Here is a 15,588-nt window from a genome sequence, read left to right on the forward strand (position 1 = left end):
AATTTCTATCCATCTACGAAAAACTACAAAACACCGTTGATTGCAATACCAACACCAATCCGCTGCTGATTATGATCATAGTCGATCAAGCTCTTACCATAACCCGCTGAGTATTGTGCGTACCCCTGAACTTTGCCCCAAATCGGAAATGACACACCCAGTTCTGCAAAACCCTTATGTGTTTGAAAGTTCTGGCGACCTAAAAAGGTAAACTCGTAACCATTCCACTTGTAAGCACTCGATAGCTCAAAGTGTCCCATATAGTCTTCGATATCCGGGTTATCATCACCTTTGGGATCATTAGGCGATGTCTTTTCATCTTCAGGTATACGCCACCAAGGCTGGATAGAAACCGCAAAATTGTCTTTTGCAAAGGTTACGTTGGCATAGACACGGTTCCAACTGCGCGATAGCTCCTGTCTCTGACCGTTAGACTCATGTTCAATACCAAAACCTAACCAAGTCGAACCATCAAGTGGTATCCAGTCAGTTGGGGTGTAGTAAAAAAGCTCTGGACGATAATTGGTTTCACGGAATGGACGAGATGCTGCACCCGTGTATACCTGCCAAAATGATTTAAGAGTCATTCCAAAAAACAGACCATCGCCATCAAACAACAAGTCATCATAGTTCATTGGTACTTTAAAACTGATTTGGAACTCCGCCTCTTCCTTACGCAGTTCATCGCCGTATTTGGTGTCGGCATACGCGCGTTTATTTACTCGATCACTGTACGTAAACGGAAGAATATAGTTAACGCGATGCGCGACTAGGCTAAACGGTTCGAACGCGTTTTCTCGTTCTGATTCCAAACGCTTGTCGACCAAGCTTTCCTGAAGTTCTTCAGGCTCTTCAATTTCTGGATCTGCGGGCACTGTGCTGGTTACTGTGTCAAGCTCACACTGCACGCGAATGCTCTTTATGGTTTCCTCACCTTTGCTTTGCTTTATTTTGTCTAGCAAACATAAATCATAAGCACTGGCTGTTTCTCCCATCGCAACTGGCGCTGCCAATAAACTCAGTATTGATATCCCTGCCACTTTTGAAGCCATCTGAAACCCTTAATATTCTTTATGTCAAACCAGATAATTTTAGTTTTTCTTGGTAAACCGCTTGCCATTCTGACGTTAAGGCAATGTTAAATGTCCGCCGACTTTACGTCTTGGATAAATGCAACAGACTTTAGACATATCGGTCAACTATGATCAAAGCGCAAAAAACAACCAAGAGTTGAGCATCATAGATAAAAACCACTCGTTTGCATGATGCTCATGTTCTCTATGCAAAATACTGGCTCGTAACTTTGATTGCAAACCCGGCTATGAATAAACCCAAACCATAACCCAAATGCGCCAATGTGCTAAGAAAACGGGCTTTCCAAGGTGTTGGGGTTTTACTCGCAGCAAAACCAAATCCTAGACAAGGTTGAATGACCAAAAATGGGAAGATCAACGTTACCACGCCTGTAATTAAGCTGGGCATTAGACTGGGCTCTACCAACCAATGATGACCAAAAACAGTAACGTGAGCCAAAGCGAAAGTAACGCCGATGGCATAATGCAAAAACCAGCCAAGTGACTTTTCTCCCGGCATCGCCTCTGACGCCATAATTGGCGCATGCATAAACTTTCCTTGGGGCATGTACAAAACCCAGCGCGCAACCAACGCATAGTTTAATGAAGGAATACCAAACACTCTCCTTTGTAACCATGCCCATAAATCCATTATCAAAGTGGCACCAATCCCTATTAGCACAGCTTGCAATCCCATTAAAAGCAGCATTTTTCTCTCCTCAAGTTTTTGATTTGTTAAGGTCTTAGTTGCATGTTACAACTTAAAGCCAACTTGAAGTCAATGGGGAATAATATGGATATTGCAGAAGTGGTTAGAAAATCAGGATTGCCGACTTCAACGCTCAGGTATTACGAACAGCTGGGGTTAATTCGCTCGATAGGAAGGAATGGATTGAGACGCCAATATTCATCAGAGGTACTCAATACACTCAATTTAATTAGTTTGGGGCGTATCGCTGGAATATCGCTTAACGAAATGGCAGAAATGTTGAATCAATCAGAAGTTTCAAAGCCATATATCGATCGTGACTTACTAACGAAAAAGGCACTTGAGATTGATGAGCAAATAAAACGTTTGAAAGCGGTGCGAGACAGCCTAAACCATGTTGCCACCTGCCCTCATGAGTCACATATGGACTGTTCTTCATTTCAGAAGCTTATGAAGGTCGTAAAGCGTTATGTCCCCCAAAAACAGAGATAAACCGCTCTCACTACCTTCCTATTCTTGATTTAAAAGGAAGTAACTCGCGGTTGTGAGTTACTTCCTTTCATATTACTTAGCTTTCGCTTTTACGTACTTCTTCACTTTTTTCATCGCCATTTTTTGCTTCAGCGGTGAAAGGTAATCAATGAACAAGTTACCAGATAGGTGATCAATTTCGTGCTGCATCACAATCGCCAAGAACTCATCGCTCTCGATTGTAATCGGGTTGCCATCACGGTCTAGTGCAGAAACAACAACTGACGTGTAACGCTCTACATCTGCGTAGTACTCAGGAACAGAGAGGCATCCCTCTTGACCAAGTGCTTTGTTTTCTCCGCTCACCACTTCTGGGTTAACCAAGATTAAAGGATCATTGCGTTCGTCAGAGATATCGATGACAACAACCGCCTCTTTTCTGCCTACTTGGGTTGAAGCTAAACCGATACCATTGCCCGTTGCGTAAAGTGTTTCTAGCATATCGTCTATCAGCGTTTGTACTGTCGATACATCAGTGACTTTTTCTGCTTTTACTTTAAGCCTTGGGTCTGGAATGGAGAGAATTTCGAGGACTGCCATACTTACCTTTCATATCTATAAATCGTAATTCGTGGCGAATTATACACACGTTTCTCGATACATAAACCTGCTAAGCTATCTTGCGTACAAGGCATAAACCATTAACTCAAACGACAACACAATAAATGGGGTTGCCTTTTAGACAAAAAATCCTACAAACAGGAAACTAAAACGCCAGCACATTATGGCTGGCGTCTTGTCATGATCCTAATTGAATCGTTTGTTGTATTTTATCTACTGACTTTCCTTGGCTTTGAGTAATACTCTAATCGCCATTTTCTCACCACTTTTTAAAATTAAGTAGGCGATGCCAATCGTTATTAGCATTATGATAGCAATAAAAATACTTACCCCACCGAGCTCAGATAATAAATAAAACGGAGAAATATCTAACGACATTAAGATAAGAGAGAACACTACCAAACTTGCTAAAGTCCACAGTAAAACAGCATACCATCTTGTTTTTGATGGCATTACATCTCCAGTCTTGTAGCCGAAGTAATAACCAACACTCATGGCTGGGATTAACGTGCTAAGAAAGCCTGTACCACTCATTTCTATCCCAACAATATATTCAATGGCCAACAGCAATGCAGCCCAACAAACGGACGCCAGACACAACAGAGACGTAACAAGAAGTACCGATGGTGGCTGGTTTATTTCTGATTCTGAATAGTTATTTTTTAATTCCACTTTCATTTCTTTCCATTTATTTGAATAAAATAAGCGTTTTAGATCATGCTTCCGCTTGGACAACCTAGAGAAACAACACCACAAGAAATACAACTTGTAGCTTTTTAAATAGTTTTATTTTCATTTAACCTAGATTCCAACTAACTGTTATTTTTTAAAACTAAACCCTCTCTCTCAAATTGTATATTCAATAAGTTTACTCATATGGGCCTAGTGCAACCATGTTAATACGTTCTATGTATCAGAAACAATTCATTTATTTCCAATGACACTAGTGAGATTATGCGACGTGATTGGAATCTCACTTAAGTTTTCATGGACCTATCGCGCTGAAAATTGAATCCTCTACCTGTCATAGAATAAAAAGCCGTCAAAACCAGTTGGTTCTGACGGCTTTTTATTTTCTATTACACACTCGATTATTGTTGCAGATTCGCTGTGGCTTCTACTGCTTTGTAGAAGTCCAGCACTCTCTGTTTGAGGTTCGATTAAAACCCTATAAAACATTAAGCCGCAATATTAATTGAGTTGTTCTATATAGCGATTCAGCTCTACCGCATATGTTTTTTGATCAATCGCAGTGTCACCTATTTCTTCATCTAGAAATCCAAGTAGCATTTGTGCACCACCTTCACCATTATTTAACGCTTGCGTCAAGTAATAGGCTGAAAGCACCTTATTTTCAGGTAAACCACAGCCATCATCATACAAACATGATCCTAAATAAAATTGTGCACTAGCCAACCCATCATCAGCAGCCTCTGAGATTAAAGAAAAGCCCCGCTTAACATCCATGACTTTTGGCTCTTTCAGAAGGATTACCCCTAAAAGCTCTTTACTATGAACATCATCCACTTCGATAGCTTTGATCAATAAAGACTTTGCTCCTTGCACATCACCTTGTTCATAAAATTTATTTGCTTCGCTGTACAACTGCTCTGGAGCTTCTCGGTTCTTAGTTAGGAGGCTTTCTGTCGTTTTAGTTGCCTCAAACTTTGACGTAGTATCGTTACATGCCGTAACAAGGAGCACTACGAATAAAACGTTAACAATTCTCATGTTATTCCCATGTACATTTGATAAACAAGACTGCTGTCGAGTATGAATCGTCATACTGACCGCTTACAATTTGAAACTTTGTATTGATCGGAGCTTTAGCACTAGCTTCACACATATTGGCAATTTGACCACGAACATAAGCACTCGAATCAAAGTTATACTTGTCTTCTTGAGAAATTATACTTGCTAATGAAACTCTAGATATTTGAGGAGCTTTCCCATATTCCCTTTCGACTTTCAAATACTTCACATTAACAATCAAAATGCAGCCAGATGATTCTAGATTTGCATTGTGTACTCGATTAGCTAGTACTCTAACGTTTTGTCGGATAATATCAAAGAGAAGCATAGCTCTGCCTTTCTGGTGAGAAGCGCGCTTTGACTTGCTCAAAGTTTTGCTGGTATTGCGCTTGTTTAAGTGTGTGTTTCATTCCTTTGAAGCCAAACTCTGTCCAATTGGAATTCTCCAACAACTGACCAGTGAGATACGTCATCCAATACGCTTTGATGGTGTGTCCAAAATCATTGTGTTTCGCATCTGGCATCATTACCGCTTTGTGGTGTATCGCGCCATAAAAGCGCTGCTCTTTGTCGGAGTGGTAGTTATCCAGCATCACTTGCGTCAGCCACTCCAGATCTTGTTTCCACTTGGCTTGCGCTGGTTCTGGTAAAAATGGCGCCGTTAACAACAGGTAGCCATTAATTTGGTCAAGTTGAGCGACTAGCTCTTGCTGCTTCGCACTTTCCCCATCACCGTCTTTCAAAACCCAAGCCAGACCGCGATCATCGCTTCGTCGGTATTGTTTAAATATAAACGCTTGCTGGTCGATAAGCGCTTGTTCGACCTTTGGATCTTGAGTCAAGTAGTAGTACATCGCCAAACCCACTAAGGCGTAAGCTTGGTCTTGAGAAGTTCGTTGTTGCCACTCCATCCCCGGTTTCCCACTACGCGTAAAGCTCACAAACCCGCCGTTTTTCTCATCTTGTTGATGATCAATCAGGTAATAAGCCCCTTTCTTTGCCAGCTCTAATGCTTGCTTGTCACCCGTAAGATGAAAAAGTACGCCATAAGCGTAAGTTTGGCGCGATTTCATGCGGGTGTACTCGCGATCGAAGTGCGGGCTAATCCACCCTTTGTTTAATTCTTCACACGGCTTTTGTGGGTCGAGAATGACACCGTTATCACAACGAAAAGTCGGAAAATTCCCCGCAGGTTGCCCATGCGCGCTTTCCATCATCCAATATGGGGCTAGGCCATTCGTCACATGGTTTAACCAATCATCCCCCGAAGGCAGGCCTACATCAGCAAAGCTGTTCATACTCATCGTTGCGAGCAATAAGGTAAGATATTTAAAAGACATAATGCTCAATTAAGTTATTGAATTTTATCCAGTATAAATAACTCCCTTTACGCATATTGTTGTCGTGCTCACAATCGCCTTACGCATTTGTTTGCGTCAATCATCTTTCAGCCTCGTTCGATGACTGAGCCGCGAATAAACGCTACTCTGTCTTCGACTGACATTTTGGGCACTTCGATCAATTGATAACCAAATTTGTGATAAGCGTTGACCATCTGTTGATACGTAGCCACCGCTTCAGAAAAATCTTGCTTTCGCTCTTCGTCGTTGCTGAATATCGATGCCCAAGGTGGAAAAATGAACACTTGAGAATGATAACGAAGCGTCTGGCAATGCGTGATGAGCTCATGCGAGATTGGCAGTTGTTCCAACTTACTGTAGCCATATACGTCCGCAATACTGCGATCAAAAAACACATTCCCTTGGTGGACATTGAAAGCTCGGTAATTGCTCACTTCTGCCTTCATCATTTCGTCTCGAAAAGCTTGTTTGTCATTCCAAGGTAATGCTGAACCGTGATTGGCAACCTGCGTTTGTATCACGTGACGACCGGTTTCTGGCGCGCAGATAAAGCCTTGTGTTTTTAGCTGTTCGATTACCGAAGTTTTCCCTGCACCGGGACCACCAGTGAATACGATGAGTTTATTCAAAATTGTTTCCTTATTTTTTGTTTGAGTGAAGTAATGCGTATACAGCCAAGAAAATGGGCATCATCTGGCGTTTGAAATTGGCATTTGGCACGCCAGCGTTAAGCGAGATCGGTAGTGGGAAATTTGGGGGAATAGAACTGGGCAGTGAAGAGATATACAAAGTAAGAACCGAAACGACGTGTTCATCGGTTATGGAAAACGGAGGAATTTTGAGCGAACCAAACGTACCCAAAATATTGGGTTAGGAAATGGTGCGATTGGTTCTGCTGGTTAACACGTCAATTGGATATCTATATCAAGAAAATGGCACCTAAGCCTAAGAACGCAAAGAAACCGACGACATCGGTAACGGTCGTCAATACTACCGAGCCAGCCACGGCGGGGTCAATGTTAAACTTCTTCAACGTGAATGGTATCAACGTACCCGATGCCGCGGCCGCCAAACTATTGAGGAAAATGGCACAGCAAATAATAAGTGCCAATGGCCAAGAATCAAACACCATATAAACGACACCCGCGATCACCAATCCCATAATTAAACCATTAATGGTGGCGATTTTTAATTCCTTATTCACCAATAGCTTCAAGTTACTTTGGTGCAAGTGGTTTAGTGCGATACCTCGAATGGCCACCGCTAAGGTTTGGCTACCCGCGATGCCGCCCATGCTCGCCACGACAGGCATTAAGATCGCAAGCGCAACGACCTGCTCGACCACATTATCAAAAAGCCCAATGATGGCGGAGGCTACGAAAGCGGTCAGCAAGTTAATCACCAACCAAAGTGCTCTTAGCCTTGTCGCCACGCTTAATGGTGTGAACAAATCTTCTTCGCTTCGTACGTTTTCTGCCACTACGGCTTGTAGGCTGAGTTCGCGCAACGTAATCGCAATGGTCGCCATCGACAAGACGCCCATAATTTTGCCACCAGCCATGATAGGAAACCAATGTGCTCCACCATCAATCGAGACTTGTTTGCTGACGCTTTGAATCGTTTGAATATCTTCTAGAATTGGCGTAACTACGGTCAAGTCGGTAAGTTTGATATGATTCTCGTGCAGCAACAGGGTTTGCGGCTCTATCGTACCAATCACACCACTTGCATCACGCACAATAATCAACCGCACTGGACTTTGCCCGCGTTTTAGCAGCTCGGTTTTGATGCCTCCTACGCTGTTTTTAGGGTTTGCGACCAGAAAGTGAGGCTCGGCATAACGTCCAACTTTGTTGTCTTCATACGACAATGCTTGTTGGATATGCGCGACAGACTCTTCACTTTGATCAATAAGGTATTCATCTACAAACTCGGTCGGTAGAAAGTCCGCAAAGATGATCAGTTCTGAATCCTTTATGTACGTCAAGCGTTCATGTTGTAAGTCTTTATTGAGTGATTGATGAATGTGCTTGGCGGTGTCGTATCGGAGCAAATTTAATACCGTCCAATACTTCTCAGGCGGCACTGCTTCTATGACACGTTTACGGTAAGCAATGTTGACCGACTCCAAAATGTTCGCAATCTGTGCTTCTTGATAGTCTTTCAAAAAGCTCAAGTCTTCGGTCGATTCTATCGCTTTAATGATCTCAGCAAGCAAATGTGGCACTTTGCGGTTAATTTGCAATTGGTTGGAATCTATCATTACTTTTACCTATAGCTTTCACTACCACATTCGCCGCATTGACGATATGTGCTATCCGAAGGCATGAATTCTTGATGTTAAAATTCTAGGCGATAGTTGACTTAATTGCGGAATTTATATTTCGCTCGCAGAAACAAAACGCCTCTGCATCAGTTCATGGTATAGACTTGAATGTGTGTCAGGCTCATTCGCCTTGTTTGATAATGGAGTAATCAATGGCACCTGTATTTTTTCTGACTCAGCAGGCCGCCTTACCAAGTCGTAAGGTGCTTCGTAAAGTGATTCAATTTTCGACAGCGCTGGCCCAGCCTATTGTAGTTTTAGTGGAAGACCATCGCCGAAGTGAAGATCACGCATTCGCTCATTTTCTCAGTTTCAACTCTGACCATATAGAAAAAAGACAAGCTGAGTTTGAAGCTTGGACCTTAAAGTTCAACGCATTAATTTTCGAATTTTGTGAAGAAGAAGAGCTTGAAATACCAACGCTCTCTTACGAGCATTTCAAAGGGAGCCATTGGGTTGAGCAAGTTGCGAAACGACTTGTTGACCACACTGACTTACTGCTCGTGGGACACTTTAACAAACACGAGATTCAAACGATGCTCACAGAACTAGCACAACAAGATTGCGACTTGTTGCTACTGAGTGAGCGGTCATGGCCTTCTCACGCCAACATGCTTTGTGCAATCGACCCACTTCATCGAGGGGATGAAAAGTCGATAGTAGATAAAGCCATCGTCTCGCGAGGCTCAAAATTAGAACAAACCTTAAGCGGGAAAATGACGCTCGTTTACTGCCGATACGTCGCACCATACCTCTCTCGCTATCGTGCAGAGATATTAAGCAATCAAAAAGCAGGCATTACAGATTTTATTAGTGCGCAAAAGTTAACGCGAGTTCCATTACTATTACCGGAAGGAAACCCTGAAACGGCGTTACCAAAAGCAGTTAAGCAATCACAAGCGGCGATTTTGATTATGGGGGCATGTAAACGAAGCATGTCATCTCAATTTTGGTCTGGCAGCACTGTAGACACGTTACTTGATCAACCACCTTGTGACCTACTGTTGGTCAACAGTTCCAAGGGCTGACTAGGTATTCCCTATTAACCAACCCTTTCAATACCAAGCGCAGTTATTGGCTCTTTACATCTTCTAACTGCGCGGCTTCATACTCTGCGTTCAAGGCTTGTTTCTGCTGCTGTTTTATCTCATCCCAACTGCGTCCCGACTCAATCGCAGATACACGCTGATCGTATTTGTTGCAGGCTCTTTCGAGTACTTTCTCAGGATCTATGCCCTTTTCTCTTTCCAGCGCTTTTAATACGTTAAGATAGTTCCACAACACATCGCCTAACTCGTCTTCCAAATGACAAAGGCGATCCTCACGAATCTCTTCGCGGACTTCATCAACTTCTTTGCCAATGGCCTCCAGATAAGTCTCTACGCCTTTAAACCAAGTGTTGGTTTGGTCATATTGAGATTTTCTCGTCGCAATTGCATACAGCTCATCAAATTTCTTCATTGCCTCTCCGTAGAACACGTTTTTATTTATGCCTTTTTAGGACGAATAAACTTCCCTTTAGCCGTCACTCTAACTTCGCTATTGACCCGCAATTGAGCCACCAGTTGATATATACCGCGTCGTTCACCTTCACAGTGTGCAGTAATCGTGACTCGATCATCTAACTGAATAGGTGCATGGTAGCGCACATCCAACTGCGCCGTAAGGGCTTGAATGTCTCTAGATAACAAACAATGCGTCATTGCACCATCGAGAAGCGAACTGGCAATACCACCATGCAACAGGTCTGTGTAACCTTGATGACGCGGTAAAACGTGAAACTCTCCGACAACAGAACCATCGGCTAGGTATTGGTAGTTCACGGCCAAAGAGTTCGGATTCACATTAATTGAAGAACAAACCGCACATTGATGATGAGACTCGTGAGTGTAATGACAGTAGCTGTTTGTGGACATGATAGTTACTCGGTTTCTCAAAAGAGTAATTAGCATATGCCAACAATTAAAAAGAAACGGCGAGTAATCTTTGTTTGCATGTTGCAGGGCCAGCAACCTCGCTTTTCATAACACTAAATAATCATTTTAATAATTAACGATAATTTCCAGTTTATTTAGAGTGGCGATATGGTTTGCATAGTGATTACGCAACGTTATGAAAAGGCGACTTATGAAGCTTCTCCACACGATGATCCGTGTAGCTGACCTAGACAAATCTATCGAATTTTATACAAAAGTTCTGGGAATGAGTGTTTTGGATCGTTTTGAAAACCAAGAATACCGTTACTCACTGGTGTTTGTTGGTAACCCTGATCAACCAGATGGCGCGACCATCGAGCTAACTTATAACTGGGATACCGACAGTTACGACTTGGGTAACGCATTCGGACACATGGCACTGGGGTCTGAAGATATTTACGCCGCTTGCGAAAAAATTAAAACGCTTGGTGGCAACGTTACTCGCGAGCCAGGTCCAATGAAAGGCGGAGAAACTCACATCGCGTTCATTAAAGATCCCGATGGTTACCAAATCGAACTCATCCAAACTCAAAAATAACGAGGTTTCCTATGACAGACGCATTATTTCAACCCATTCAACTTGGCTCTCTCTCATTAAAAAACCGTATCGTTATGCCTCCGATGACGCGCTCTCGTGCTTCTCAACCAGGTAATATCGCTAACGATATGATGGCGACCTACTATGCTCAACGTGCTCAAGCGGGCCTAATCGTTGCTGAAGGCACACAAATTTCGCCAATGGGTCAAGGCTATGCATGGACACCAGGCATTTACAGCCCAGAGCAAATTGCTGGCTGGAAAAGGGTAACTAATGAGGTGCACGAGAATGGCGGCACTATCTTCGCGCAATTGTGGCACGTTGGTCGCGTGACTCACCCTGATAACATTGGCGGTGAGCAACCTATTTCTTCTTCTGCGCTAAAAGCAGAAAACGTGAAAGTATTTGTCGATAACGGCACAGACGAACCGGGTTTTGTCGACGTGGTTGAGCCACGTGAAATGACCAAACAAGACATCAAGAACGTTATTGAAGAGTACCGCCAAGCCGCCCTAAACGCGATAGAAGCCGGATTCGATGGTATCGAGCTTCATGCAGCGAATGGCTACTTGGTTAACCAGTTTATCGATTCTGAAGCGAATAACCGCACCGATGAATACGGTGGCTCTATTGAAAACCGTCTGCGTTTTCTTGGTGAAGTGATAGAAGCGATGACGCAAGCTATTGGCGCTGAGCGTGTTGGTGTTCGTCTTGCACCATTCACTTCGTTAAATGGCACCGTTGATAGTACGCCAGTCGAAACCTACACCGCCGCTGCAGCGCTGCTTGATAAACTCAATGTGGTTTACATTCACATTGCAGAAGTAGATTGGGACGACGCGCCAGACACTCCGCACAACTTTAAAACCGCAGTTCGTGAGGCGTACAAAGGTACACTGATTTATGCCGGTCGTTACAACGCTGAAAAGGCGCAACACGCGATCGAAAGTGGTTTAGCTGACATGATTGGCTTTGGCCGTCCGTTTGTTGCAAACCCAGACTTACCAAGCCGCATCAAGCATGGCTATCCACTGGCAGAACATGACCCTGCCACATTGTTCGGCGGCGGTGAAAAAGGCTTAGTGGACTACCCTGCGTATCACGCGGGTTAATTCATCTACGTAAAGCTGATTCGCAACTCGCGACAAACCAATAGCTAACCCAAAAGAACCTTGCTCTTCCCCCTGTGACGCCAAGATGCAGGGTTCTTTTTAGGCAAGCCACCAGAATTAACGTCTTTGACAAGATGTACAACCTCGGCACGCAGAGCGCGTCGTTTTACTGAGCAAACGGCGTTGTACTTTACAGTAAGCATTCTTTAAAGCACGACGACCTAAAAACCAATCATCCGGTTTAGTGAGGATTAAGTAGCCGTTAAACCTCTTAACCAACTCGGTTCGGTTGTTTTCGATAAATCGGCTATCAAACTCGATGTCGAAGTAATCCAAAGCCTCTTCGATACAAGTAAAGCTGGCAATTTTTTCCTGAATCGTATTCTCTGTCATCGTTTCTTTAGCGTAATCATTTTCAATGAAGTCTAAGTGCCTCGCGCTTTACGTTCTTTGATTTAGCTCTTCTTAAGATCATTCTTTATGGGGTTTCCATATTGAAATTCAATTTGGGAATTCGTTAACCCACCTAGCATTTTCATTTTGACAATCACTTTAAGGTACTGATTTAAATAAACATTATTTCTGGTTCATATTTTGCTCTACTTCATTAAACGGAATGTTGGAGCAACACGATATGACTTACAGAGCAGAAGTAGACGGATTAAGGGCGATTGCTGTCACGTTGGTGATTTTGTTTCATGCAGGAGTTGAGCAATTCGCTGGTGGCTTTATTGGCGTCGACGTGTTTTTTGTGATCAGCGGCTATTTGATCACCACCATCGTGATTAACGACTTAGAAAACCAGAAGTTCAGCCTTGGTGATTTTTATGAGCGACGCATTCGTCGCATACTCCCCCTCTTACTGGTGGTGATCGCCGTCAGCTATTTGATGTCTTGGTGGCTATTTTTGCCGCAAGCACACAAAGACGTTGGTCAATTTGCAGTGTCTTCCATTCTCTCTTCATCCAACATTCTTCTGTATTTGAAAGGCCACAATTACTTCGGTTTAGAAGATCAAGCCAACCCGCTGTTCCACACATGGAGCTTGGGCGTTGAAGAACAATACTACATTGTCATTCCTTTGCTACTCATGCTACTCGCTCGTGGCAAAAACGCGTTTTACCTGACTTTTTTTATCACGGTATTTGTGCTGAGTTTGATGACTATTGTCTACGCGAGCAACGATCCTGATTTCGCTTTTTACATGATCTTCTCTCGCGCTTGGGAGCTGGCAACCGGTTCATTACTCGCATTAGTGATGAGAAAAGTCCAAGTTCAATCTAACGATACTCTAGCAACCATTGGCATCGTTTTGATATTGGCTTCCGCGCTTTTGTTTGAAAAATCGCAAGATGGCGCGGGCATTACGCTGCTGGTGCCGGTCATCGGTAGCGCGTTGGTGATTTTGTTTGCCTCTAAAGACAATGTCTGCGGTAGATTACTGAGCCTAAAATGGGTCGTGTTCGTCGGATTAATCAGCTACAGCTTATACTTGTGGCACATTCCATTATTTGTCTTTTACCGCTACGTGTTGGACACAACACAAGACGTCAATATCCCGCTTTACGTTATCGCTCTTTTTGTACTTTCTTACTTCACTTGGCGCTTTATTGAAAAGCCGTTCCGTAGCCGAAAAGCCATGAGCATGCGCACTGTGTCCGCGGTTATTGTGTTGTTGACGTTGCCCTTGCTAACGCTCGGCGTTATCGGTCATCAAAACGGTGGTTTTCCAGAAAGAAGCGCATTTTTCGAGGCCATGCGCGTTAACAACGGTTATGGTTTAGATTGCAACGGCAACACCAACGTTAACGATGTGTGCTCGTCTGCGCCGCAGCCCGCCATCGCTGTGTTAGGCAATAGTCACAGCATGGTTTACGTGAAGCGTCTATCCGAAGTAACACCAACTGGCGTGGTGCAACTTACTCAAGATTCCTGTGCGGTCGGTTATGTCGACATCCTAGAAGCTGCTGGCTCAATTTCTTGCCGACAGTTCTTCAATGAGGCTGTCGATACCATTCTAAGTACCCCTTCCATTCGTCGCGTTGTTATCTCTTCTAATTTCAATAAAGAGCTTTCACAAGCCGATTATGAAGCATCATTAACCAAATTATTGAATGAACTGAAAGGAAAGGAAGTGGTCGTTTTCGGTCCAACCCCTTCTGCACCGTTTGCGGTAGGAGAATGCCTTTGGAAAGCGCGTTTGTTTGGCGAGACAGAAGAGTCTGCCTGCGACTTTTCTCCCAAACAACATCACCCTCAAAACGTGGCGAAGTTAGTGAACTACTTTGAGCAATTTGAGCACGTTGAGTTTGTCGACTTGACCGATGCCATTTGCAGAAATGGCGTATGTCGAATGAGAGTTGGAGCAAACAATGCGATGTATACGGATGACAGCCATTTATCTTACAAAGGTGCTGAGTTGGTGCTTGGGCATTACCACAACACTACAAATGAAGCGCAACAGTTCACTTACGACCGACATTAACCAAGGGAATAAACTTTTATGCTTCAGTGCTTATCTAAGGTAAGCGCTGAATGCTTTAAAACAAGACAAAGCTAGGCGTCTATTTGAAAATGCGCGGATCAAACGCGAAATCGAGCTTTTCGGCTTTCTTGATGATCTCTTTCATTTTGGGATGATTTGGATTCACCACGTAGTTTTTATCACGAGGTGAAATCGTTGAAGGCACTTGCAGCGCGGCAAACTCTGGATGAGGATCATTGAGAAACTGATCACCAATGTACTGCGTAGACTCGCTCGCCGGTATTGCTCGCCACGTCACAGGGAGATCTTCTTCATCTAAGGTGGCGATGAGGTATTCTGGCATTTCAATACGATATAAATCGTAAAGTTTGGTGATAGCAGGATCGTTGTTTACGTGAACAAATACTTCCAACGAGCAAAGGGATTCCGATTCAGAGAAGTAGAGGGCTTCGGTTCCTTTTGAATTCCATCGCCCTCCAAATAACTTTGCGCCAACGGGGCTGAATGGCGTGTCAGAAAATTTCTTTTGTGTGAGACGATAGAGCTTCATATTACGAGAATACCCCGTGCTCTAAACGGCCGATCAAATCTTTTACGATTTCAAAATCCACCGTGGTCGAGACCATATCAAGTGGACGTTTTCCACCTAAGCCATACACATTCTCTCTCATCCATTTTAACGCGCGCTCTTCGTCGTCAAACAGTTCTGTCGCGAGTTTCAATAACATCGCTAATCGATAGATTGCATCACTTTCTTGCGTATTGAAGCGCTCATCGTTTTTTAGACGACGCTTGATCGTGCTAACAGGTATCAATGTGACGTTTTGAAACTCACTCTGAGAAAGCTTCACACGCTCAACAATATTGCGATACACCTTTGGCTCAAAGCCTTTGTGAACCGCATCAGTGCGACCTGTTTCAGCGTCTTCAATACCCAACATAAACCAGAAATTGGCTTTATGAGGTTGTTTCGGTTTGAAGCTTTTTAATGCTGCAGTTGCCATATCAAGCTCCTATGGTTCATATGGTCCAGTTATTATGGTTCAAATGAGCTTAACTTTCAATCAAAGTAACAATCAAAGTAAAAAGATAGGTAAAGAAAAAGGCGGGCTTTTCGCCCGCCTCTCTTACTTATTCATCAACCCATCTACCGACGGGCATCGT

At 43.5% G+C, this 15,588-nt stretch carries 18 protein-coding genes and 1 pseudogene; 5 read left to right on the plus strand and 14 right to left on the minus strand.

Features of this window, described 5'->3' with window-relative positions:
- Nucleotides 1-23 precede the first annotated feature (23 nt).
- Both J4N40_RS18885 and J4N40_RS18890 read right to left on the minus strand, forming a co-directional pair.
- Complete coding sequence (locus J4N40_RS18885) at nt 24-1,052, minus strand: phospholipase A (protein WP_064354739.1); 1,029 nt, start codon at nt 1,050-1,052, stop codon at nt 24-26.
- 226 nt (nt 1,053-1,278) lie between these two features.
- Nucleotides 1,279-1,782 (minus strand): DUF2938 domain-containing protein, encoded by a 504-nt coding sequence (locus tag J4N40_RS18890; RefSeq protein ID WP_025767821.1) that lies wholly within the window; start codon nt 1,780-1,782, stop codon nt 1,279-1,281.
- A gap of 84 nt (nt 1,783-1,866) precedes the next feature.
- Here J4N40_RS18890 and J4N40_RS18895 point away from each other — a divergent pair, with 84 nt between their 5' ends.
- Nucleotides 1,867-2,274 carry a helix-turn-helix domain-containing protein gene (locus tag J4N40_RS18895; protein ID WP_169644070.1) on the plus strand — a complete coding sequence of 136 codons (408 nt, stop codon included), beginning with the start codon at nt 1,867-1,869 and terminating at the stop codon, nt 2,272-2,274.
- Nucleotides 2,275-2,346: 72 nt separating this feature from the next.
- Here the strand turns inward: J4N40_RS18895 and def are convergent, their stop codons facing one another.
- The 7 genes and pseudogenes from def to J4N40_RS18930 form a co-directional block, all read right to left on the minus strand.
- A complete protein-coding gene (gene def / locus J4N40_RS18900; RefSeq protein ID WP_017635324.1) occupies nt 2,347-2,853 on the minus strand; it encodes a peptide deformylase in 507 nt (168 codons plus the stop codon).
- A 234-nt stretch (nt 2,854-3,087) separates the two neighbouring features.
- The gene (locus J4N40_RS18905; protein ID WP_017635325.1) at nt 3,088-3,552 is read right to left on the minus strand and encodes an ABZJ_00895 family protein; all 465 of its coding nucleotides are present in this window, start codon (nt 3,550-3,552) and stop codon (nt 3,088-3,090) included.
- Between the two features lie 513 nt (nt 3,553-4,065).
- Nucleotides 4,066-4,605, minus strand: a complete 540-nt coding sequence (locus J4N40_RS18910; protein ID WP_064354738.1) for a tetratricopeptide repeat protein — start codon at nt 4,603-4,605, stop codon at nt 4,066-4,068.
- A 1-nt stretch (nt 4,606) separates the two neighbouring features.
- Nucleotides 4,607-4,954: a hypothetical protein gene (locus J4N40_RS18915; protein WP_115386620.1), complete on the minus strand. Its 348-nt coding sequence runs from the start codon at nt 4,952-4,954 to the stop codon at nt 4,607-4,609.
- Between the two features lie 4 nt (nt 4,955-4,958).
- A pseudogene (locus J4N40_RS18920) lies at nt 4,959-5,966 on the minus strand (AGE family epimerase/isomerase); the annotation flags it as partial.
- Between the two features lie 107 nt (nt 5,967-6,073).
- A complete protein-coding gene (locus tag J4N40_RS18925; protein ID WP_181881315.1) occupies nt 6,074-6,616 on the minus strand; it encodes an AAA family ATPase in 543 nt (180 codons plus the stop codon).
- A gap of 290 nt (nt 6,617-6,906) precedes the next feature.
- Complete coding sequence (locus tag J4N40_RS18930; protein WP_115386618.1) at nt 6,907-8,250, minus strand: magnesium transporter; 1,344 nt, start codon at nt 8,248-8,250, stop codon at nt 6,907-6,909.
- 215 nt (nt 8,251-8,465) lie between these two features.
- Here J4N40_RS18930 and J4N40_RS18935 point away from each other — a divergent pair, with 215 nt between their 5' ends.
- On the plus strand, nt 8,466-9,341 hold the full coding sequence (locus J4N40_RS18935; RefSeq protein WP_115386617.1) for a universal stress protein: 876 nt from the start codon (nt 8,466-8,468) through the stop codon (nt 9,339-9,341).
- Between the two features lie 43 nt (nt 9,342-9,384).
- On the opposite strand, the gene J4N40_RS18940 is transcribed toward J4N40_RS18935, so the two are convergent.
- The gene (locus tag J4N40_RS18940; protein WP_115386616.1) at nt 9,385-9,774 is read right to left on the minus strand and encodes a MazG nucleotide pyrophosphohydrolase domain-containing protein; all 390 of its coding nucleotides are present in this window, start codon (nt 9,772-9,774) and stop codon (nt 9,385-9,387) included.
- 26 nt (nt 9,775-9,800) lie between these two features.
- On the minus strand, nt 9,801-10,229 hold the full coding sequence (locus J4N40_RS18945; RefSeq protein ID WP_017820983.1) for a PaaI family thioesterase: 429 nt from the start codon (nt 10,227-10,229) through the stop codon (nt 9,801-9,803).
- A gap of 211 nt (nt 10,230-10,440) precedes the next feature.
- Between J4N40_RS18945 and gloA the strand changes: the two genes are divergently transcribed.
- Together gloA and J4N40_RS18955 are read left to right on the plus strand one after the other, a co-directional pair.
- Nucleotides 10,441-10,827 (plus strand): lactoylglutathione lyase, encoded by a 387-nt coding sequence (gene gloA / locus J4N40_RS18950; RefSeq protein WP_250654647.1) that lies wholly within the window; start codon nt 10,441-10,443, stop codon nt 10,825-10,827.
- An 11-nt stretch (nt 10,828-10,838) separates the two neighbouring features.
- Nucleotides 10,839-11,939, plus strand: a complete 1,101-nt coding sequence (locus tag J4N40_RS18955; RefSeq protein WP_115386614.1) for an alkene reductase — start codon at nt 10,839-10,841, stop codon at nt 11,937-11,939.
- A gap of 117 nt (nt 11,940-12,056) precedes the next feature.
- Here J4N40_RS18955 and nifW read toward each other — a convergent pair whose 3' ends face one another.
- Nucleotides 12,057-12,332, minus strand: coding sequence for a nitrogenase-stabilizing/protective NifW family protein (gene nifW / locus J4N40_RS18960; RefSeq protein WP_115386613.1), 276 nt, complete (start codon nt 12,330-12,332; stop codon nt 12,057-12,059).
- A 241-nt stretch (nt 12,333-12,573) separates the two neighbouring features.
- On the opposite strand from nifW, the gene J4N40_RS18965 reads away from it, so the two are divergent.
- Nucleotides 12,574-14,424 carry an acyltransferase family protein gene (locus J4N40_RS18965; RefSeq protein ID WP_250654648.1) on the plus strand — a complete coding sequence of 617 codons (1,851 nt, stop codon included), beginning with the start codon at nt 12,574-12,576 and terminating at the stop codon, nt 14,422-14,424.
- 79 nt (nt 14,425-14,503) lie between these two features.
- Here J4N40_RS18965 and J4N40_RS18970 read toward each other — a convergent pair whose 3' ends face one another.
- Nucleotides 14,504-14,974, minus strand: a complete 471-nt coding sequence (locus J4N40_RS18970) for an RES family NAD+ phosphorylase (protein ID WP_005395216.1) — start codon at nt 14,972-14,974, stop codon at nt 14,504-14,506.
- A 1-nt stretch (nt 14,975) separates the two neighbouring features.
- Nucleotides 14,976-15,428, minus strand: coding sequence for an Xre family toxin-antitoxin system antitoxin (locus tag J4N40_RS18975; protein ID WP_017820987.1), 453 nt, complete (start codon nt 15,426-15,428; stop codon nt 14,976-14,978).
- Between the last annotated feature and the right edge of the window lie 160 nt (nt 15,429-15,588).

It is taken from the genome of Vibrio sp. SCSIO 43097 (assembly GCF_023650755.1).
Lineage (GTDB): Bacteria > Pseudomonadota > Gammaproteobacteria > Enterobacterales > Vibrionaceae > Vibrio > Vibrio alginolyticus.

Excerpts from the sequence above, each read along its gene's own strand:
- J4N40_RS18895 (WP_169644070.1), top strand. The coding sequence starts at position 1,867 with ATGGATATTGCAGAAGTGGTTAGAAAATCAGGATTGCCGACTTCAACG.
- J4N40_RS18965 (WP_250654648.1), top strand. The coding sequence starts at position 12,574 with ATGACTTACAGAGCAGAAGTAGACGGATTAAGGGCGATTGCTGTCACG.
- gloA (WP_250654647.1), top strand. The coding sequence starts at position 10,441 with ATGAAGCTTCTCCACACGATGATCCGTGTAGCTGACCTAGACAAATCT.
- J4N40_RS18975 (WP_017820987.1), bottom strand. The coding sequence starts at position 15,428 with ATGGCAACTGCAGCATTAAAAAGCTTCAAACCGAAACAACCTCATAAA.
- J4N40_RS18890 (WP_025767821.1), bottom strand. The coding sequence starts at position 1,782 with ATGCTGCTTTTAATGGGATTGCAAGCTGTGCTAATAGGGATTGGTGCC.
- J4N40_RS18945 (WP_017820983.1), bottom strand. The coding sequence starts at position 10,229 with ATGTCCACAAACAGCTACTGTCATTACACTCACGAGTCTCATCATCAA.
- J4N40_RS18915 (WP_115386620.1), bottom strand. The coding sequence starts at position 4,954 with ATGCTTCTCTTTGATATTATCCGACAAAACGTTAGAGTACTAGCTAAT.
- nifW (WP_115386613.1), bottom strand. The coding sequence starts at position 12,332 with ATGACAGAGAATACGATTCAGGAAAAAATTGCCAGCTTTACTTGTATC.
- J4N40_RS18930 (WP_115386618.1), bottom strand. The coding sequence starts at position 8,250 with ATGATAGATTCCAACCAATTGCAAATTAACCGCAAAGTGCCACATTTG.
- J4N40_RS18970 (WP_005395216.1), bottom strand. The coding sequence starts at position 14,974 with ATGAAGCTCTATCGTCTCACACAAAAGAAATTTTCTGACACGCCATTC.
- J4N40_RS18910 (WP_064354738.1), bottom strand. The coding sequence starts at position 4,605 with ATGAGAATTGTTAACGTTTTATTCGTAGTGCTCCTTGTTACGGCATGT.
- J4N40_RS18940 (WP_115386616.1), bottom strand. The coding sequence starts at position 9,774 with ATGAAGAAATTTGATGAGCTGTATGCAATTGCGACGAGAAAATCTCAA.
- J4N40_RS18905 (WP_017635325.1), bottom strand. The coding sequence starts at position 3,552 with ATGAAAGTGGAATTAAAAAATAACTATTCAGAATCAGAAATAAACCAG.
- J4N40_RS18935 (WP_115386617.1), top strand. The coding sequence starts at position 8,466 with ATGGCACCTGTATTTTTTCTGACTCAGCAGGCCGCCTTACCAAGTCGT.
- def (WP_017635324.1), bottom strand. The coding sequence starts at position 2,853 with ATGGCAGTCCTCGAAATTCTCTCCATTCCAGACCCAAGGCTTAAAGTA.
- J4N40_RS18885 (WP_064354739.1), bottom strand. The coding sequence starts at position 1,052 with ATGGCTTCAAAAGTGGCAGGGATATCAATACTGAGTTTATTGGCAGCG.
- J4N40_RS18955 (WP_115386614.1), top strand. The coding sequence starts at position 10,839 with ATGACAGACGCATTATTTCAACCCATTCAACTTGGCTCTCTCTCATTA.